This is a genomic window from Actinoplanes aureus (assembly GCF_015704865.1).
Classification (GTDB): Bacteria; Actinomycetota; Actinomycetes; order Mycobacteriales; family Micromonosporaceae; genus Actinoplanes; species Actinoplanes aureus.
On the sequence record NZ_JADQTO010000002.1, the window covers coordinates 115,622 to 134,222 of the forward strand.

An 18,601-nucleotide genomic window follows, 5' to 3' on the forward strand; every position below is an offset into this window, starting at 1 on the left:
CTGGCCCCAGCCAAGCACCGACACACCCGGCGGCCGACCCGAATCCTCCTGGCCCCAGCCAGGCACCGGCACACCCGGCGGCCGACCTGAGGCCTCCTGGCCCCCGGCCGGCCCGGACGGAACCCGAGCGGTACCGAACGTTCCCGGAAACCCGTCGACCGCCGGACCGACGCGGGATCCCAGCGCAACCGCTGTCATCCGTACCATCGATGCTCCGACCAGCGTGCTGCCCACCGTGCCGAGCGGAACGCCGGCACCGGGCGGCACCCCGATTGCGCCGGGCGCGGCGGCCCAGGCCGCGCGTGCCGAGGCCGGGCCGGATGTCGCGCTCGGTGCCGCCTCCGTGGCCGCCACCGCGACTCCCGCGATCCGCCCCGGCGGCCCGGACGACGCCGACCCGGTGGCCGACGCCGCCGAACCCGTCAAGCCGAAGCGCGGCGAGCGGGTGGTCAAGCTGAGGCCGGAGCAGACCGAGGAGGGATACAAGAGCGTCTACTCGGAGCTGACCCGCCCGACACTCGGCTCCCGGATCCGGACCGGCATCCGCACCTCCGGCGAAGTAATGATCACTTTCGGTCTGGTGGTGCTGCTCTTCGCCGGATACCAGGTGTTCGGCAACTCGGCCGCGGTGCAGAACGAGCAGGACGACCTGGCCCAGGAACTGGATCAGGCCTGGGCCGATCCGACCGTGGCGCCGCCCGCGAGCAGCAACGTGAAGGCTCCGAAGGCGCCGAAGGACGGCCTGGTCGGCCGCCTCTACATCCCGAAGTTCGACAAGAAGTGGGTGGTCGTCGACGGCGTGCAGCCCGACGACATCCGGTACGCGCCGGGCCACTACCCGGAGACCGCGCAGCCCGGCGAGGTCGGCAACTTCTCGATCGCCGGCCACCGCATCAAGAAGATCTTCTGGCGTCTCGACGAGCTCGTCGACGGCGACGTGATCGGCGTGGAGACCAGGGAGAACTGGTACGTCTACCGGGTCTACGACCTGGAGGTCGTCAAGCCGCACCAGGTCGAGGTCGTCGCTCCGGTGCCCGGCCGGCCCAAGGCGAAACCGTCGAAGGCGCTGCTCACCCTGACCACCTGCAACCCGAAGTTCAACAACTACGAGCGGCTGATCGTGCACGCCGAACTGGCCGGCACGGTCCCGCGCGACCAGACGCTGCCGGATGCCGGCATGCCGGCGGAGATCAAGGCCTGACATGTACGCGTGGATCTGGCGCAAGCTCCCGGGTGCCGTCTGGAGCAAGCTGACCCTGTCCCTGGTGCTGATCACCGCGGTCGGGGCGCTGCTCTGGTACGTGGTCTTCCCCTGGGCCACACCGCTCCTGCCGTTCGACGACGTGCAGGTCGAGGCCGGCACTGAACAGGTGGATTCAGATTCGGTCATCCCCGGTGGCAGCGCGGCCCCGGACGCCGAGGCACCGGACGAGATTCCCTACAGCGTGACCTCCAACCACCCCGACCCGAGCCCCAGCAGGTGATGGCGTGCGCATTCTGGTGATCGACAATTACGACTCATTCGTCTTCAACCTGGTCCAGTACCTCGGCCAGCTCGGCGCGGACTGCGAGGTGCGGCGCAACGACGAGATCTCGGTCGCCGACGTCGGCACCTTCGGTGCCGCCGGGATCCTGCTTTCGCCCGGCCCGGGCGAGCCGACGCGCGCCGGGATCATGATGGAAGTGATCAAGGAGTACGCCGGAAAGGTCCCGATGTTCGGCGTCTGCCTCGGTCACCAGGCGATCGGGGCCGCGTTCGGTGCGACCGTGACCCGAGCACCGGAGCTGCTGCACGGCAAGACCTCCGAGGTGCACCACAAGGGTGAGGGTGTGCTGGCCGGGCTGCCGGAGCCGTTCACCGCGACGCGGTACCACTCGCTCGCGGTCCTGCCGGAGACGCTGCCGGACGAGATCGAAGTGACCGGGCGTACCGAGTCGGGTGTGGTGATGGCGATGCGGCACCGGGAGCTGCCGATCGAGGGTGTGCAGTTCCACCCGGAGTCGGTGCTGACCGAGGGCGGGCACACCATGCTGGCGAACTGGCTCGCCTCCTGCGGTCTGCCGTCGGCGCTGGAGAAGGCCCCGGCCCTGGCAGCCGAGGTGGAGGCGCGCCGGCGTTCAGCTTTCGTCACCGCTTAACCGGCAGAAATGGCAGGAGCTGCCGACCGTAGATCTGGTCGGCAGCTCCTGCCATAACTTGCGGGCTAATTTTCGCCCGGCGGCTCGCTCGGGTCGCCGGAGGGCGGCGTGCTCGGGTCCGTTTCCTCGCCGACGATGGTGAGGACGACCGTCTCGCCCTTCTCGACCTTCTTGCCCGCCTTCACGCTCTGCTTGACGACCTGGCCGGGGCTGCCCTGCTCCCCGTTCGTCGCCAGCTCGGTCGACGGGGTGAGGCCCTTCTCCTCGAGCAGTGCGGAGGCGACCTCCACCGACTTGCCGACCAGGTTGGGGACCTCCACCAGGTTGCCCCGGGAGACCTCCACCGTGATCTCGGTGCCGGGGTCGACCTCCTGGCCTTCCTTCTCGACCTTGAGGACCTGGCCCTTCGGCTGGGCCGAGTTCACCTCGCGGATGACCGGCTTGAGGCCACGGTCCCGCAGAGCGGCCTCGGCCGCGGCCTGCGTGCCACCGTCGAGACCCTCCGGGACCTCGACGGGCTCGGGAGCGTTGCAGACCGTGTAGCTGACGGTCTGGTTCGGCTCCACCGCGGCACCTTGCTGCGGATCCTGGGCGATGATCTTCCCGTCGCAGTCCTTGTCGACCGTCGGATCCTGTGGCTGCCCTGTCAGCTGCACCTTGGCCAGCTCGGCCTTCGCCTCGTCGGCGGTGAGACCGACCAATGTCGGCATCGCCACCGTCTGCGGATCAGTGGGGGTGTTGTCGTTGTCCCGGTTGCTCAGCGCCAGTGCGACGCCCAGGACCACCACCACCAGGAAGGCGAGCCCGGCCAGCGCGGCCAAGACCCAGGACGACTTGTTCTCCGGCTTTCGCGGCGCCACCGCGGCCGGGACCGGCCGCTGCACGGTGGTGGCGCCCTGCGGCTGCCACTGGCCAGCGCCGGTCATCGCCACGGTCTCGGCCTGGCTCATCACCGGCGTGGCCATCACCGGACGGCCGGAGACCGCGCGCAGTGCGTCGGCACGCATCTCCTGGGCGCTCTGGTAACGGTTCAGCGGGTTCTTCGCGAGTGCCTTCAGCACGATCGCGTCGACTTCCGGCGGGATGTCCCGGCTGATCGAGCTCGGCGTGCGCGGGTCCTCCCGGACGTGCTGGTAGGCCACGCTGACCGGGCTGTCACCGACGAACGGCGGGTGCCCGATGACCAGCTCGAAGAGGACGCAGCCGGCCGCATACACATCGGAGCGCGCGTCGACGGACTCGCCGCGCGCCTGCTCCGGGGAGAGGTACTGAGCCGTACCGATCACCGCGCTGGTCTGGGTCATCGTGGTGGCACCGCTGGCCAGTGCCCGGGCGATGCCGAAGTCCATCACCTTGACCTGGCCGTTCTGCGTGATCATCACGTTGCCGGGCTTGATGTCCCGGTGGATGATCCCGTGCCGGTGGCTGAACTCCAGCGCGGCGCAGATGTCGGCGATCATCTCCAGCGCGCGACGTGGCTGGAGGCGCTGCTCCTGGGCGAGGACCTCCTTGAGCGTCCGCCCGTTGACGAACTCCATCACGATGAACGGGAGCTTCTCGCCGGTGGCCGACACCTCTTCGCCGGTGTCGTAGACGGCGACGATCGCCGGGTGGTTCAGCGCGGCGGAGTTCTGTGCCTCACGGCGGAACCGCTCCTGGAACGTGGCGTCGCGGGCCAGGTCGGTGCGGAGCATCTTGATGGCCACGTCACGGCCGAGGCGCAGATCGCGTCCGCGGTGCACCTCCGCCATGCCGCCATAGCCGAGAAGCTCGCCGACCTGGTACCTGCCACCGAGCAGGCGGGCCTGCGCCGTCATAACGTCTGTCGTCCTTCGTTAGGTCGGATCGAGCCGAGCTGGGCATCGGCTTTCATAAGACGGTACGACGCCACCAACACTGGGTCAGCGACCACGTCCGAGCGGAGGATAGCCGCAGAGCTGCTGTGATAGCCCAGCGTGTTGCTTGCGGCGGGAGTGCCGTTGCCATGTCGTAACAGGAACGAGATGACCCCGGCGCAGAGCAGGACGAGAAGAGCCAGCACCACGGCCAGTACGACCAGGACCTGCCGGCCGAAGGTGCTCTCCGGCTTGGCGGCCGGCGTGGCCTGCGGCGGGTAGGCATTGACCGGCGCCCCCGACTGCGGCCGGTACGACGGCGGCATCGGGGACGGTGGCGCGGACGGCACCGAGGCGGCACCCCGGGCTCCGGAGACCGGACGCGGCACCGAGGCGCGGGCGGCGGCACCGGACTGGGGACGGGACGGCGCGGGGCTGGTCGGGCGTGCCGTACGAGCCGGCTGGTGTGGCTGAGCGACCGGCTGTTGCACCGCGGTGGTCAGGGACGACGCGGCCTGGCGGGCCACGGTCGCCATCGCCGAGGCACTCGGCCAGCGGGCGGACGGATCCTTGGACATGGCGCGATCCACAATGGCGCGGACGGCGGGTGGGATGTCGCCGGGCAGCGGCCGCGGGTTCTCCCGGACGTGCTTCATCGCGATCTCGATCGGGGTCGCCCCGTCGAACGGCCGATGCCCGGAGAGGCACTGGTACGCGACGACGCCCAGGGCGTACACATCGGATGCCGGCGTGGCGACGTCCCCGGAGGCCTGCTCCGGGGAGATGTATGACGCCGTGCCGAGCACTGCCCCGGCAACGGTGAGCTGACCGACCAGTGCCGAGCGGGCGATGCCGAAGTCCGTCAGAACCAGGGTGCCGTTCGGGCGTACCAGAAGGTTTCCGGGTTTGACGTCGCGGTGCACGATGCCGTTCGCGTGCGCGGCCTGCAGCGCGTCGGCCGCCTGCGCGACAAGCGCCATGGTGCGTGCCGGCGTCAGCCGGCCCACCCTGCTCAGCGTGCGGGAGAGGGCGTCGCCCTCGACGTACTCCATGACCAGGAACGCCAGTTGCTGGTCGCTGCCGTAGTCGTAGACGTCCACGACTCCCGGGTGGTTGATGGTGGCCATGGTCCGCGCCTCGCCGCGGAACCGTTCGGCGAAACCCGGCTCGTCGAGGAGCGCGGGCAGCAGGATCTTGACCGCGACGGTACGGCCCAGCACCTCGTCGGTGCCGCGCCAGACGTCGCCCATGCCGCCGCCGGCGATCCGCTCCTCCAAGCGGTACCGCCCACCGAGCGTGACCCCCGGGCGGATCATGTCAGTCCCCTCCCTGGCCCGCCGCGGCCTTCATGATGAGCCCGGCGATCCGGGCAGCCTCGGCGCTGGGGCTGCGGCTACCGGGCACGTTCTCCAGCATGACGCAGACTGCCGAAACCGCCTCGCCCTTGGAGTTGAACGCGAAACCGATGAACCAGCCATGGTTGTCCGCGTCCTCCGCGTTCTGGGCCGTTCCGGTCTTGCCGCCGACGGTGAAGTCGTCGATCCGCGCGTTCTTGCCGGTGCCGTTCTCCACGACACTGACCATCATGTCCTTCAGGTCAGCCGCGACGTTCGACGGGATCGGGTCGCGCAGCTTCTCCGGCTCAACCGTGTAGATCGTCCGCCGGTCCGGGCCGAGCAGCTTCTGCACCAGGTAGGGCCGCATCTGCTTGCCGCCGTTGGCCACCGTGGCGGCGATCATCGCGCCCTGCAACGGAGTCATCCGGACGTCCCGCTGGCCGAGCGACGACTGCGCCAGCGCGGCCTTGTCGGTGCTGCCGTCCGGGTTCGCGATCTCACCGGTACGGCTGGCCGCGACCGTGAGTCCGGAGTTGCTCTCCAGGTTGGCGACCTTGAGCGTCTCGTCCTCGAAACCGAAGGCCTTCGCGGTCTCCTTGACCTTGTCGGCACCGAGCTGCACACCGAGCCGCGCGAAAGCGGTGTTGCAGCTGGTGGTCAGGGCCTCCTTGAGAGTGACCTGGCTGGAGGGGCACACCTCGTCCGCCGAGTTCCGGATGGTCGCGCCGCCCTCGCGGTACTCGCTGCCGGCCTGGATTTCGCTGGCCGTCGTGAAGTTGTTCTGCAGGGCCGCCGCCGAGACGATCACCTTGAAGACCGAGCCGGGCGGCAGGGTCGTCGCCACCGACCGGTTCAGCAGCGGCTGTTCCTTGTCCTTGTTGAGCTTCTCGTACGCCTTCGCGGCCGTTCCGACATCGTGGCTGACCAGCGGGTTCGGGTCGAAGCTCGGCATCGAGACCATCGCTTGGACCGCACCGGTACGCGGATCGATCGCGACGGCCGCGCCCCGCTTGGCACCCCGCTCGTTCTCGGTCATCTGCTTCCAGGCCACCTGCTGAGCCTTGGTGCTCAGCGAGAGCAGCACGTTTCCGCCGCCGGGCTCGTCCCCGGTGAACATGTTGCTGAGCCGGTCCGCGAACAGCTTGTCGCTGGCACCGGAGAGGAACTCGTTCTCACTCGCCTCGATACCGGACGCACCCAGGTTGACCGGCTTGTACCCGAGGATCGGCGCGTAGATCTCCTTCTCCGGGTAGACACGCAGGTACTTGAGCTGGTCGTCGGTCTCCTTGTTCTGAGCGAGCGACTTGCCGTCGGCCTCGATACCGCCGCGAGGACTCTCGTACTCGGCGATCGTCACGCGGTCGTTGTAGTAGTGGGTGCGGTACTCGTCGGCCTTGTAGGCCTGGATCCAGTTCAGGTTGGCGAAGACGAGACCAAACAGGACGAAGATCACCACACCAGCGCGGCGGAGGGGTGCGTTCACGGCTTGATCACCTCCGTCATGGCGCCGTGCAACTGGGTGGGTGCCTTCTTCGGGCCGCGCCGCTGCGGCTCACCTCCCGTGGCCGGACGCCGGGCGGCGTCCGAGATCCGCAACAGCATGGCGATGAGCAGCCAGTTCGCCATCAGCGAGGAACCACCCGCGGAGAGGAACGGAGTGGTCTGGCCGGTCAACGGGATGAGCCCGGTGATACCACCGAGAATGACGAAGACCTGCAGCCCGAGGGTGAAGGCCAGACCGCCGGCGACCAGCTTGCCGAACGAGTCCCGCACCGCGAGCGCGGCCCGCAGGCCTCGCTGCACGATCAACAGGTAGATCACCAGCAGCGCGGAGAGCCCGAAGAGGCCGATCTCCTCACCAAGCCCGGCGAAGATGAAGTCGGTACGTACTTCAGGCACCTCGCCCGGTGTGCCCGCACCCGGGCCGGTACCGAACAGACCGCCCGTGCCGAGACCGAGCAGGCTCTGCACCAACTGACCGCTACCGCCGACTCGCTGGTAGTTCTCGTCGTTGAACGGGTCGAGCCAGACCTCGGCACGGTCGTAGAAGTTGGCGAACGGCCCGCCCACCGAGGCGCCCAGCAGGTATGCCACGTAGACGCCGCCGAAGAAGAGCAGCAGACCGATGATCAGCCAGCTGGCCCGCTCGGTGGCCACGTAGAGGGTGACGACGAAGAGGCCGAAGTACAGCAGCGCGGTGCCCAGGTCCTTCTCGAAGACCAAGACCAGAAGGCTGAACAGCCACACCGTGAGCACCGGCCCGAGGTCCCGGCCACGCGGGAAGTCGATACCGAGGAACCGGTGGCTCGCCAGCGAGAGCACCTCACGCTTGCGGACCAGGTAGTACGCGAAGAACGAGACCAGGGCCAGCTTCGCGAACTCACCGGGCTGGATCGAGAACGAGCCGAACTTGATCCACAGCTTGGCGCCGTTCACCTCGGAAATGCTGGACGGCAGCACCGCCGGGATCATCATCAGCACGATGCCGGCCAGGCCGAGGGTGTACGCGTACCGGGAAACGATCTTGTGATCACGCAGCAGCAGGAGCAACACCGCGGCCAGGATCAACGCGATGAGCGTCCAGGCCAGCTGCCGGCCACCGGTGCCGGCGAAGATGCCCGGCTCGGCCTCCTTCTGGGCGATCGCCCGGGCGATGTCGAGCCGGCGCAGGAACGCCACCCCGATCCCGTTGATCAGCGCCACCGCCGGCAGCAGCACCGGGTCCGCGAATGGAGCGGTGAACCGGACCACCATGTGCAGGCCGAAGAAGAGGATGCTCAGCAGCGCGGCCGGCACCCAGAAGTTGGGCCGGAGCGCGCCGAACTGGTTCGCCTCCACGGTGATGCCGAAGACCAGCACGATCACCATGGCGAACGCCAGCAGCCCGAGCTCGGCGTTGCGGCGTGTCTTCCACCCCGTCGGGATACGCGACATCTCGCCCGTGGAGGCGGGCGTGGGAGCCGGTACGGCGGGCGCGGTCAAGAAAAATCCCCAGACGTGTTGGCCGTGCTCAGTTGACAGTCCGGCACGTGACAGGGTCCACGGTCGTCGGAGCGCTCTCGGACGGTTGGGTACTGGGCGCGGCCGCCGTGGTGGCGGTGACGCTCCCGCTCGGCTGGCCGACCGGCGGGGCCGAGGCGGCCGGCGACGGCGTCGTGCCCGCCGGCGGGCAGACCGGCTTCAGGTTCGGGTTGGACTGGTCCTCGCTGGTCAGGTCGGCGAGCATGTTCTGCGCGTCGGCCTGGTTGTCGGCGTGGATGCCCTGCTTCACCCGTTCCTGAGCGGCCGTGGTCAGATCGTCCAGCCGGGCCGAACTCGTCTCGCTCACGGTCGACAGGTCCAGGCCGGCGATCTGCCCCGGGACGCCACGGAAGATGGCGATCTGCCCGGCGTCGGTCGCGCCGACGTAGTACTGGTCCTGTGTGTACTTCCAGCCGGCCCAGAGGCCACCGCCGAGCAGGCCGAGCAGCAGAAGCACCATCAGGGCGGTCCGCACCGGATGTCCCGTGGGCTCGGGCTCGTACCCGTTCGTCGGCTCCGGCTGGGCCGGGCGCGGCGGCGGCTTCAGCGCCGACGCGCGCGCCGCAGGAGTGGAGCTGTCCGCAACGGTGGTGTTGCCCCGGTCGATCGAGGCCGCGCCACCGACGATCGGCGACTGCTCGACGATGTCGTCGATCGCGTCCGCGATCACCACGGTGATGTTGTCCGGTCCACCGCCACGGAGCGCGAGCTGCACCAGCCGCTCGACACACGCCTTCGGGTCGGTGATCTCCCGCATGGTCTGGCCGATCGTCTCACCGCTGACGACGCCGGAGAGGCCGTCGCTGCAGATCAGATACCGGTCGCCCTGGAGCACCTGACGTACGGAGTACTCCGGGTCGATGTCCCGGCCGTCCAGTGCCCGGGTGAGCAGCGAGCGCTGTGGGTGACTGCTCGCCTCCTCCGGACTGACCCGGCCCTCGTCGACCAGCATCTGAACGTACGTGTCGTCCTTGGTGATCTGCGAGAACTCACCCTTGCGCAGCAGGTACGCCCGGGAGTCGCCGATGTGCACCATGCCGAACTTGCTGCCCGAGAAGAGCACCGCGGTCAGCGTGGTGCCCATTCCTTCGAGCTGCGGGTTCGCGTCGACGGTGTCGCGTAGTTGTTGGTTCGCCGTACCGACGGCGTGCCGCAAGGCGTCGACCAGGGCGTCACCAGGGACGTCGTCGTCGAGCGGCGCCATGGCGGCGATGACAATGTTGGAGGCGACGTCACCGGCGGCCATGCCGCCCATACCGTCCGCGACAGCAAGCAGCCGCGGCCCGGCGTAGACGGAGTCCTGGTTCAGGTCTCGGATCAGACCGCGGTCGCTCTGAGCGGCATAGCGCAGGGTCAGGGTCATGGCCGTAACTCAAGAGAAGTGCGCCCGATCCGGATCGGAACGCCAAGGGGGACTGGAGTGGGTCCGGAGACCTTACCGCGATCAAGATAAGTGCCGTTGGTCGAGCCGAGGTCCTCCACGAACCACTGCCCGTCCCGCGGCACCAGGCGGGCGTGCCTGGCGGACGCGAAGTCATCGGTGATGACGAGCGTCGAATCCTCAGCACGCCCGATCGTGATCGGGGCTTCGCCGAGCGTGATCCGAGTGCCGGCCAGCTGGCCGGCGGTCACGACCAGTTGCCGTGCCGCCTTACCGCGCTTCGCCTTCGCCGGCCGGCCCTGGAGCACCGCACCACCCACCCCCCGAGGGCTGGCGACGATGCTCTTGGACCGGGAACCCGCGAAGAGATCCCGCCGGATGACCCCGACCACCGTGAACACGAATATCCACAGCAGGATGAGGAACCCGAACCGGGCGACGGTAAGTACGAATTCGGGCAAGGTCGCTAGCCGTCCACTCGGAAGGTGAGCGTGGTCGTGCCGAGCTGGATCATGTCGCCGGGGTTCAGCGCCACGGCGGACACCCGCTGGCCGTTGACCATGGTGCCGTTGGTCGAGCCGAGGTCGGTCAGCACGACCTGGTTGCCGTCGTAGTCCAGCCGGGCATGACGCCGCGAGATGCCTACGTCCGGCAGACGCAGGTTCGCCTGGTCGCCGCGGCCGATCACGGTCGAGCCCATCTGCAGCGGGTAGGTCCGCCCGTCTCCGGAGACCAGGCCGACGCTGCGCGGACCGCCGCCGTGACCGCCGGGCGGCGGGTAGCCACCCTGCTGGTCGTAGGGCGAGTACTGCGGACCGGCGTCGTAGGCGGGCTGCTGCACCGGAGCGACCTCGCCACCGGTGTACACCTCCGCGGTGACCCGGAACATGCCGGTGTCCAGGCCGTCGCCGCGCTCGATCTCGACGATCACGTCGCCGTACACCGTCCAGGCCTGCTCGCCGATGAACTCGGCCTGGGACTGCGCCAGCTCCTGCGCCAGAGCGGCCGCGTACGGCGCGAGCCGGCTGTGGTCATAAGGCGACAGGTCAATCACATAGCGGTTCGGCACGAGGGTGCGGCCACCGGCAAGGATGGCCTTGTGTGCCTCGGCCTCCCGCTGCATGGCATTCAGAATCTCCACAGGGTGCACGACACCCTTGAAGACCTTCGCGAAGGCCCCCTCGACCAGGCCTTCCAATCGCTTCTCGAAGCGTTGCAGCACGCTCACCGGCTCCTCCTCGGGTTCCGAGGACATGATGGTATCCGGCGGCCGCTTGCGCATCCGTAGCCCAAGAGCAGCCGGCACTTCTGACCCTCGTATGACGCCCCTCGACGCCGTGCTAATGTTTCCTGCGTCGCGGGGTGATATCAACTCGCTTGGTACTGCTCGCGATAAGTAACGTGCGACAGCGTAGTCTGTCGCAGCCAGTAACTAGAAGCAGGCCCGACCGGCCTTCTTCCAGCCGAAAAGATCATGTATATGATCTTCGAGGCTAGTCACATGGGGATGTGGCGGAATGGCAGACGCGCACGGTTCAGGTCCGTGTGTCCGAAAGGACGTGGGGGTTCAACTCCCCCCATCCCCACGAGTCGCAGGCGCCCTGTGTTCGCGGAAAGCGCGAACCGGGGCGCCTCGTCATGTCTACCGGGGGGCCGAGCCCCCCGAGCCCCCCACGTTACGGTGGGCGCGGTTGGGCGGCTCGGTCACTCACCGCTGGCGGTGGGCGCGGTTGGGCCGCTCTGTTACTCACTCTTGGGTGTGGGCGTTCTAACACCTTCTTGTACGCGCGAAGGAGTGGAAGATCCACCTGTCACTCGGTCGGGTTGTGTCGCCGGGTGGCGCTATGCTCGCCGCTTCATCGTTGTCTTCAGGGCTGGAGAGTCGTCGGTGTCCGTCACACCCACCGGTACCGCTCGGGGTAAGCGCAACGTGCTCGGCGTGCTCGTCGACGCGACCGACTACGCCACGGCGACCGCACAGATCATCGAGGCGGCCCGGGAGCAGCGGCCGTTCGCGGTCACCGCGCTCGCGGTGCACGGCGTGATGACGGGTGTGCAGGACCGGGCGCACAACGCGCGGCTGAACTCGTTCGACCTGGTGACGCCGGACGGGCAGCCGGTGCGCTGGGCGCTGAACCTGCTGCACGGCGCCGGGCTCACCGACCGCGTGTACGGCCCGACGCTCACCCTCAAGGTGGTCGAGCAGGCAGCGGCCGAGGGACTGCCGGTCTACCTGTACGGGTCCACCCAGCCCACTCTGGACCGGCTGGTGCCGGCGCTGCTGGAGATGTTCCCGGCGCTGAAGATCGCCGGCGTCGAGGCGTCGAAGTTCCGCACCGCGCAAGCCGATGAGCCGGAGGAGATCGCCGAGCGGATCAAGTCCTCCGGCGCGCGGGTCGTCCTGGTCGGCCTCGGCTGCCCGCGGCAGGAGGTCTTCACGTACGCGATGCGCCCGCTGCTGGACATGCCGCTGCTCGCCGTCGGCGCCGCCTTCGACTACCACGCCGGGCTACTGAGGAACCCGCCCGCCTGGATGCAGAAGTACGCGCTCGAGTGGCTCTGGCGTCTCGGCCTCGAGCCGAAGCGGCTGTGGAAGCGGTACGTGCTGCTGAACCCGGCCTATCTGGCCCGGCTGGGCGCGCAGAAGCTCGGCCTGTGGAAGGCCGCGCCGCCCGCTCCCGCCACCGGGCGGGAGTCCGTCTTCCCGGTCTGACACGCGGCGTCTGTCCCGCCCCGGGTAGCCGGGCTCGCTCGCGTGCGGACCCTTACGGGTTGATGTTGGGTGCATATCCCGGTTTCCCGCAACGCGGATCCGGTGAACGCTGTCGATGTGGACACCGCTGTGGACGTCATCCTGATCGGCACCCTCGCCGCCGTCTGGCTCACCGCCGGACTGCTGGTGGACGGGCTGCCCACCGCCGGCACGGCTCGGGCGCTGCGTCGCCGGGCCGGGCTCCTCCGCGTCCTGGTCGGCGTGGGAGCGGCGGTGTTCGTCTCGATTCCGCTGATCACCAACGTGGTTCCGGGCGTGTCCTCGGCGCCGACGGCAGCGCTGCTTCCCGCCGTACCCGCGTTGATCGTGCTCACCGCCGGCCTGCGCCGGCTGAGCTGGGTCCGGCGCGGTGCGGGCGCGTTCGCGACCGCACCGCTCGCCCCCGTTCCACCCGCGCTCCGGGCCGCGGCCGCACACCCGCTGGTGGCCGCGCCGTTGCAGGTCACCGGCCTGACCGCGGTTGTCGGCCTACCGATCGCGGCCGGCCTGGTGGAGTTGCCCGGCAGCGGCGCGTCCAGCCTGGCCGGCATCGCGCTCACCGCAGTAGCCGTCGCGGCGCTGGCGATCGGGATCCGCGCCGCGCTGCGGCACAGCCGGCTGGCGCCACTGGTGATGGCCCCGCTCAGCCGCGGCCGGGAGCGGGTTCCGGCCGACGCGCGCTGACCCGCGCTACGGCTTCTTGGCCTCTTGTACGTAGAGCAGTTCCAAGATGGACCGGGCGGCCTCGAACCAGCGGTCCAGCCAGTCCGACGACGGCAGGGTGCCACGCGCCGGGAGTTCCAGGAGAAGACCGCGAAGCAGCGGGTGATCCGCCATCGACTGGTTCGCCGGCACGTTGTCCGACCAGCTTCCCGCGCCGAACACCGGCTCGGTCAGGTCGAGTGAGGGCAGCTTGGCCGCCCGGTCCAGCGCGCTTGTCGGCTCGATGCTGTGTGACCGCCCGGGCGATCGGGTCGGCAGGCCCGAGCTGCTTCGCGACACCAGCTCACCGTCGGTGCTCTCCGCGCTCAGTGCCGCCTCCCGCCGATTCTGCCGGTACGCGCTGACGCCACCGCTGAATCGGTCCTGCGCCGTCGACGACCCGTTGCTGAGGTTCTCGGAGCCAATAGTCATCTCTCTGCCTTGCCTCGTTCGGTGATTCGTCCCGGCCATGAGCGCGGTCCGGTCCGCGCTTAGAGCTTTCAACGAGGCGAGTCGCACGCGGCGACGGCGAAATCGGGCAAATAGCTACAGCCGGGACGGCTCAGAGATCGAACTCGCCGTCCTTGGCGCCACCGACGAACGCGTCCCACTCGGCAGCCGTGAAGATCAACGCCGGTCCGGCGGGATTCTCCGAGTCGCGCACCGCGATCGCCTCGTCGACGAACGCGACCTCGACGCGGTTGTCACCGTTCGCGGCGCTTCGCGTACTCGTGAGCCATTGAGCGCGGCTCAGATCGAGCCGTAACCCCTTCGTCATGATTTCCACTACGACTCCTCCACCTAGGAGATCGATTGGATCGTCCTGAATCCGTAACGAGGTCACCGCGATGTGGACGCGGACCCATGGCGCGATTCTCCGATCGCTTGTCACCCATCGGGCGGACCCGATGTGCGTCCGACGTTCGGCCTGTTCAGAGCAGCACGCGCAGTCCGAAATGGCATATGTCCACTTTGCGCGGGATGGCTGGACTACTTTGCGATGGAATGTCCAATTTCTATGCCAATCCAGTCCCGCCTCTGAACCATGATCACGGAGGATCACGGAAGGCTGACCTGCAACTTGCATCGACAAGACTGGTGGTGCAATCTTTCCGTATGGCCTGCATCACTCAACGTTCTTGAGAGATGCGATCAACTCAGACGTAACACATCGAAACGACGTCCGAACACGGGGCGCCGAAGCACCGAAGGTCTTGTCTGGATCTTCGCCCTGCAGCGGGTGGTGTGATCGGCGGTGGTGACGTTACGCAATCGCCTTCGATGGTTGGCACCTTCGAAGACTTGCAAAGGTGTATCAGCCGGGCAGACTGGTGCATCTGTGTCACAACTTGTCCATCCCACAAGGTCCACCCCACACGAGTCTCAGGGCAGGAGATGACGTGGTTCTTCCTCGGTCCGGTGATGTCATCCACGTGACGAGAGCGGCCAGCGTCCAATTCACATCACCGATGCTCTTCCGGGTCATCCGGGTTCATGATTGGCCGACGTACGAGGGCTGGGTCTGGCTCGACGGTTACGAACTCAACGCGGCCGGCGACGCGGTCGAACGCCGTTCCATCTTCGTGCAGGTCAACGGCCTGCGCTCGGTGGGCAAGGCGCCCGACCCGCGGGCTCGCAACGGCCGTCAGCCGGCTGGCAGGACGGGCGCGATGCCGGTCCGGCCGGTACGCGCCAACCGCTGAGTGTCAGGTACCGCTAGGAGCCGTCGTCGGTGACGACGAGCTCGGCTCGGCCGTGCCCTCGGCCGCGACCACCAGGGTGATCCGGGTATCGGACGGCACCAGCCGCCCCTCCGGCGGATCGCTGTCGATCACCGTGCCCGGTTCAGCATCGCTGCTGCGCCGGATCACCCGGGAGGTCAATCCGGAACGTTCCAGGGCCGCACGCGCGTCAGCCAGCGGCATTCCGCGCAACGCCGGCACGGTGACCTCCGTGTCCACCGGTTCGGTCGTCGGGACCGTGCTCACCGTCTCAGTGACGGTCGGTGTCGGCGCCGTCGCATCCGGAACGGTCCCCCGACCGGTCGTGGTACGCGTCGTCGGAACCGGGTCGGGCGTGCTGCTCTCGCCCCCGGAGTTCCGCACGATCACGGCTATCCCGACCCCGAGCAGGCCGAGCAGCACCAGGGCGGCGAAGCCGACCGCGATCGGTGTCCACCAGCGGCCCGGCCGGTCGTCCGTCGGCCCGAAGTCTGCCCAGTCCGCTTCGTCGTACTCCGGATCGCCTCGCCGGGGCGGCCGGACCGCGGCACGGCCGGACCACACGTCGTCCGATCGGGTACCACCGGGCGGCTGGATCTGGGTGGCATCCGGACGCGGCGCACTGTCGTCCCGATCTTGCGGGCGCTCCTCAGGCATCGCCGGTTCCTTCCGCTTCCCACATCCGTGCTCGTCGCAGCGTCAACGTATCGAATCTTGCGCGGACTTGGGGTTTCCCGTCCAAGCAAGCGGTACAGACCACCTCCGGACGGCGATTCCAGATATCGGCGGTTACCAGTACAGTGCCCCGCATGGCCGATGGCTGGACAACACAGGCATCCGCTGCGGCCGGAATCGCGGCCGGCGCGGGCGCCGCACAACTGGGTCTCGGCTACGGCCTCGGCGTCATCGCCTGGCCGGTGACCGCCGCCGAGGCCGAGAGCGTCTGGCTGGGCAGCCTCGGATGGGCCACCTGGATCACCGCGAGCGCGACCGTGCTGGGCACGGTGATCGCCGGGCGCCTGCGCCCGGACCCGACCGGCCGGTGGCGCGGGCTCTGGCGCTTCCTGCTGGCCGCGTCGGCGGCGTTGGGCGCCCTGGTGTCGGTCGCGCTGGTCGCGCTTCCAGCCCGCTCGGCGGTACGCGCGGACACCCTCTCCCCCCAGCTGGTGGCCGGCGGGTACGCGCTGGCCGGCCTCCTCGCCGGCCTGGTGATCGCCTTCTGGGCGGTGTCGTCCGTCCCGGTCGCGGCGAACCTGATCGGCACCGCTGTCTGGCTCTGGGCGCTGGCGATCACCGGAGTCGTGGTCGAGCTGGCCACCGGCCGGGACCTCGCCACCTATCTGACCAGCTGGCAGTTCGCGGAGTCGGCAAGCCTGCTGCGCTACGGCGGGATCTACTGGCCGAGCGCGCTGCTGACCCTGGTCGCGGCGTTCGTCATCGGACTCGTCGCGGCCTGGCCGATAGCGCGCCGCGGTGAGCTGGGTCTGGGTACCGCGATCTCCGGTGCGGTGGGACCGCTGCTCGTCGCGTTCTCGTTCCTGCTGCTGGCGCCGCAGCTGACCGCGGCGATGGGTCCGTTGCAGTCGGCCTATCTGATCGCTCCCTACGCCGTGCTCGCCGGTCTGGGCGGGTCGGCGCTGGCCGTGACGCTGGAGCAGAGCCGGAGGGCCCGGTCGGCTCGGACCGCACAGCCGGACGCACCGGAGGCACCGGGCCCGGTTGCCTCGGCGACCGGCATCCCCACGGTCGATCTCACCGCCGGTGGAAAGCCCGGACCGGCACCGGCCAGCCGGCCCAGCCCTCCAGCCACCGGTGAGTCCGCACCGGTGAAACCCGCTGCGCCCGGCCCCACCGAGCCGGTCTCCGGCAAAGCCACCGGTCGTGCGGCCCCACGAGGTAAGTCCCCGGCGGAGAAGCCGTCGAACGGAGAATCCCTCCTCGGCCTGGGCAAGCCCGACATCGCTGACCCGCCCGCTCCGCCGGCGAGGCGCGGCACCGCCCCGAAGACGACGATCACCCCTCCGCCGGCCGAACCGACCGTCGCCCGGATCAACCCGGACGACGATCAGGCGAAGCCCCCTCGCCCGTAGCTATCCCTCCGGCCAGGTGTGCACCGGCTCGTTGGACCGTTGGAGTTCCAGGTAACGCTGGGTCATGTCGCGTACGGCGGCGGCCCGGTCCAGTCCGCGGCTCTCCTCGGCGGCGCGTACCGCCTGGGTCTGCCAGGTGGCCCCGTTACGCCGGGTCCGGCACCGGCCCTCGACGATTCCGAGCAGCCGGTCCCGCTGCGCCGGTCCCACCCCGAGCCGGCCCAGCCCCGCGTACGCCTTGGGCAGCAGCGTGTCCAGGATCAAGTCGGCCACCGGCACCTCGCCCAGGCCGGGCCAGTGCACCGTGGCGTCGAGCCCGTCCCGCGCACCGGCCCGGAAGTTCGCCGCGGCGACCGGGAACTCGAGACGCGACCAGATCGGGCACTCCTCCTCGGGGAGCTCGCCGACGACGCCGAAGTAGAAGGCCGCGTTGGCGATCAGGTCCACCACGGTCGGGCCGGAGGGCAGCACCCGGTTCTCCACCCGCAGGTGGGGACGGCCGTCGGTCACGTCGTACACCGGCCGGTTCCAGCGGTAGACCGTGCCGTTGTGCAGGCGTAGCTCGTACAGCTGGGGGATGCCGCCGGAGGCCCAGACCTCGATGGGGTCCTCCTCGCTCAGCTCCGGGAGCAGCGGCGGGAAGAAGCGGAGGTTCTCCTCGTACAGGTCGAGGGCCGAGGTGATCCACTGCTCGCCGAACCACACCCGAGGCCGTACCCCTTGGGTCTTGAATTCGTCTGGCCGCGGGTCGGTGGCCTGCTCGAAGAAGGCGATGCGGGTTTCCGCCCAGAGGCGCCGGCCGTGCAGGAACGGCGAGTTGGCGCCGAGCGCGACCTGCGCGGCGGCGATCGCCTCGGAAGCGTTCCAGACCGCGGCGAAGTCCTTGGGTGCTACCTGGAGGTGGAACTGGACGCTGGTGCAGGCCGCCTCCAAAGCGATCGAGTCGCTGCTGCCGCGGAACCGTTCGTGACCGCGGATGTCGATCCGGAAGTCGTCGCCGCGGGCACCGATGATCTCGGTGTTCAGCGCCTGGAAGCGCTCGCCGGCCGACAGATTTCCCAGCACCAGGTGCTCGGGGGCGAGGGTGGGGAGCATGCCGATCAGCGCGAGACGGCTCTCGCACTTGCGGGCGCACTCCGACGCCTGCCGCATACCGTCCAGAATGTCCTGTTCGAAGGCGCTGAGCCCGTCGCCGGTGATCCGCCGCGGTGGCACGTTGAACTCGATGTTGAACTTGCCCAGCTCGGCCTGGAAACGTGGATCGCCCAGGCTGTGCAGGACCTCACCGTTGCGCATGGCGGGCTCGGCCTCCCCGTCGACCAGGTTGATCTCGATCTCCAACCCGGTCGTCCGGCTGCCGGGGTCGAACACGTCCGCCTCGAGCATCCGGCCGATCACATCCACGCAGTCGCGCACCTTCTGCCGGAAGCGGACCCGGTCATGCGACGAGAAAACCGCATTTATCAGATCTTTGCCCATGTACCCCTCCTAGACGGCCGGGGACGAAACGGACGTCGATCACCGCTCTGTGAACGAACGCTTGCGCTCGGTTCACCCTGCCATCCCGGCGGGAGGACCGCCAGACGAGCCGAGGCGCCGCCCCGGCAACCCGACGGCGCCGCG

General features: G+C 69.0%; 18 protein-coding genes and 1 tRNA gene. 8 read left to right on the top strand and 11 right to left on the bottom strand.

All coding sequences use genetic code 11. The features are described 5' to 3' along the window. Positions 1-223 precede the first annotated feature (223 nt). The 3 genes from I4J89_RS49265 to I4J89_RS03460 are packed head-to-tail and all read left to right on the top strand — an operon-like array spanning position 224 to position 2,139. Positions 224-1,201, top strand: a complete 978-nt coding sequence (locus I4J89_RS49265) for a class E sortase (RefSeq protein WP_309238170.1) — start codon at positions 224-226, stop codon at positions 1,199-1,201. A 1-nt stretch (position 1,202) separates the two neighbouring features. Then, the gene (locus tag I4J89_RS03455) at positions 1,203-1,484 is read left to right on the top strand and encodes a hypothetical protein (protein ID WP_196412341.1); all 282 of its coding nucleotides are present in this window, start codon (positions 1,203-1,205) and stop codon (positions 1,482-1,484) included. A gap of 4 nt (positions 1,485-1,488) precedes the next feature. Beyond that, a complete protein-coding gene (locus tag I4J89_RS03460) occupies positions 1,489-2,139 on the top strand; it encodes an aminodeoxychorismate/anthranilate synthase component II (protein ID WP_196412342.1) in 651 nt (216 codons plus the stop codon). 65 nt (positions 2,140-2,204) lie between these two features. On the opposite strand, the gene pknB is transcribed toward I4J89_RS03460, so the two are convergent. From pknB to I4J89_RS03495, 7 genes are read right to left on the bottom strand one after another with little or no spacing between them, the layout of a single operon-like run. Continuing rightward, positions 2,205-3,956 carry a Stk1 family PASTA domain-containing Ser/Thr kinase gene (gene pknB / locus I4J89_RS03465; RefSeq protein WP_196412343.1) on the bottom strand — a complete coding sequence of 584 codons (1,752 nt, stop codon included), beginning with the start codon at positions 3,954-3,956 and terminating at the stop codon, positions 2,205-2,207. Continuing rightward, on the bottom strand, positions 3,953-5,290 hold the full coding sequence (locus I4J89_RS03470) for a serine/threonine-protein kinase (RefSeq protein ID WP_196412344.1): 1,338 nt from the start codon (positions 5,288-5,290) through the stop codon (positions 3,953-3,955). Before I4J89_RS03470 ends, pknB begins: the two co-directional genes overlap by 4 nt. Position 5,291: 1 nt before the next feature. Then, a complete protein-coding gene (locus I4J89_RS03475; RefSeq protein WP_196412345.1) occupies positions 5,292-6,794 on the bottom strand; it encodes a peptidoglycan D,D-transpeptidase FtsI family protein in 1,503 nt (500 codons plus the stop codon). Continuing rightward, positions 6,791-8,293 carry an FtsW/RodA/SpoVE family cell cycle protein gene (locus I4J89_RS03480; protein ID WP_373688092.1) on the bottom strand — a complete coding sequence of 501 codons (1,503 nt, stop codon included), beginning with the start codon at positions 8,291-8,293 and terminating at the stop codon, positions 6,791-6,793. The genes I4J89_RS03475 and I4J89_RS03480 overlap by 4 nt, the downstream gene beginning before the upstream one ends. A 28-nt stretch (positions 8,294-8,321) precedes the next feature. Beyond that, positions 8,322-9,695, bottom strand: a complete 1,374-nt coding sequence (locus I4J89_RS03485; RefSeq protein ID WP_196412346.1) for a PP2C family protein-serine/threonine phosphatase — start codon at positions 9,693-9,695, stop codon at positions 8,322-8,324. After that, positions 9,692-10,174: an FHA domain-containing protein FhaB/FipA gene (locus I4J89_RS03490; RefSeq protein ID WP_196412347.1), complete on the bottom strand. Its 483-nt coding sequence runs from the start codon at positions 10,172-10,174 to the stop codon at positions 9,692-9,694. The genes I4J89_RS03485 and I4J89_RS03490 overlap by 4 nt, the downstream gene beginning before the upstream one ends. A gap of 5 nt (positions 10,175-10,179) precedes the next feature. Continuing rightward, positions 10,180-10,968, bottom strand: a complete 789-nt coding sequence (locus I4J89_RS03495; RefSeq protein ID WP_196412348.1) for an FHA domain-containing protein — start codon at positions 10,966-10,968, stop codon at positions 10,180-10,182. 248 nt (positions 10,969-11,216) lie between these two features. Here I4J89_RS03495 and I4J89_RS03500 point away from each other — a divergent pair. The 3 genes from I4J89_RS03500 (at position 11,217) to I4J89_RS03510 (ending at position 13,149) form a co-directional block, all read left to right on the top strand. Beyond that, positions 11,217-11,299 (top strand) — tRNA-Leu (locus tag I4J89_RS03500). Positions 11,300-11,601: 302 nt separating this feature from the next. Then, on the top strand, positions 11,602-12,426 hold the full coding sequence (locus I4J89_RS03505; RefSeq protein ID WP_196412349.1) for a WecB/TagA/CpsF family glycosyltransferase: 825 nt from the start codon (positions 11,602-11,604) through the stop codon (positions 12,424-12,426). A 102-nt stretch (positions 12,427-12,528) separates the two neighbouring features. After that, on the top strand, positions 12,529-13,149 hold the full coding sequence (locus I4J89_RS03510; protein ID WP_196412350.1) for a hypothetical protein: 621 nt from the start codon (positions 12,529-12,531) through the stop codon (positions 13,147-13,149). A gap of 6 nt (positions 13,150-13,155) precedes the next feature. Here the strand turns inward: I4J89_RS03510 and I4J89_RS03515 are convergent, their stop codons facing one another. Next, positions 13,156-13,599, bottom strand: coding sequence for a hypothetical protein (locus I4J89_RS03515; protein ID WP_196412351.1), 444 nt, complete (start codon positions 13,597-13,599; stop codon positions 13,156-13,158). Positions 13,600-13,729: 130 nt separating this feature from the next. Then, positions 13,730-13,954, bottom strand: a complete 225-nt coding sequence (locus I4J89_RS03520) for a DUF397 domain-containing protein (RefSeq protein WP_309238171.1) — start codon at positions 13,952-13,954, stop codon at positions 13,730-13,732. A gap of 613 nt (positions 13,955-14,567) precedes the next feature. Between I4J89_RS03520 and I4J89_RS03525 the strand changes: the two genes are divergently transcribed. Next, on the top strand, positions 14,568-14,870 hold the full coding sequence (locus I4J89_RS03525) for a hypothetical protein (RefSeq protein WP_196412353.1): 303 nt from the start codon (positions 14,568-14,570) through the stop codon (positions 14,868-14,870). Positions 14,871-14,873: 3 nt separating this feature from the next. On the opposite strand, the gene I4J89_RS03530 is transcribed toward I4J89_RS03525, so the two are convergent. Next, a complete protein-coding gene (locus I4J89_RS03530; protein ID WP_196412354.1) occupies positions 14,874-15,545 on the bottom strand; it encodes a Stk1 family PASTA domain-containing Ser/Thr kinase in 672 nt (223 codons plus the stop codon). Positions 15,546-15,697: 152 nt separating this feature from the next. On the opposite strand from I4J89_RS03530, the gene I4J89_RS03535 reads away from it, so the two are divergent. Further along, positions 15,698-16,978 (top strand): Hansenula MRAKII killer toxin-resistant protein 1, encoded by a 1,281-nt coding sequence (locus I4J89_RS03535; protein ID WP_196412355.1) that lies wholly within the window; start codon positions 15,698-15,700, stop codon positions 16,976-16,978. On the opposite strand, the gene I4J89_RS03540 is transcribed toward I4J89_RS03535, so the two are convergent. Continuing rightward, entirely contained in the window at positions 16,979-18,457 is a 1,479-nt protein-coding gene (locus I4J89_RS03540) for a glutamate-cysteine ligase family protein (protein WP_196412356.1), read from the bottom strand. Positions 18,458-18,601: the final 144 nt, after the last annotated feature.

Coding starts and splice junctions, on each gene's coding strand:
- I4J89_RS03455 (WP_196412341.1), top strand. CDS start 1,203: ATGTACGCGTGGATCTGGCGCAAGCTCCCGGGTGCCGTCTGGAGCAAG.
- pknB (WP_196412343.1), bottom strand. CDS start 3,956: ATGACGGCGCAGGCCCGCCTGCTCGGTGGCAGGTACCAGGTCGGCGAG.
- I4J89_RS03470 (WP_196412344.1), bottom strand. CDS start 5,290: ATGATCCGCCCGGGGGTCACGCTCGGTGGGCGGTACCGCTTGGAGGAG.
- I4J89_RS03485 (WP_196412346.1), bottom strand. CDS start 9,695: ATGACCCTGACCCTGCGCTATGCCGCTCAGAGCGACCGCGGTCTGATC.
- I4J89_RS03495 (WP_196412348.1), bottom strand. CDS start 10,968: ATGTCCTCGGAACCCGAGGAGGAGCCGGTGAGCGTGCTGCAACGCTTC.
- I4J89_RS03515 (WP_196412351.1), bottom strand. CDS start 13,599: ATGACTATTGGCTCCGAGAACCTCAGCAACGGGTCGTCGACGGCGCAG.
- I4J89_RS03530 (WP_196412354.1), bottom strand. CDS start 15,545: ATGCCTGAGGAGCGCCCGCAAGATCGGGACGACAGTGCGCCGCGTCCG.
- I4J89_RS03535 (WP_196412355.1), top strand. CDS start 15,698: ATGGCCGATGGCTGGACAACACAGGCATCCGCTGCGGCCGGAATCGCG.
- I4J89_RS03540 (WP_196412356.1), bottom strand. CDS start 18,457: ATGGGCAAAGATCTGATAAATGCGGTTTTCTCGTCGCATGACCGGGTC.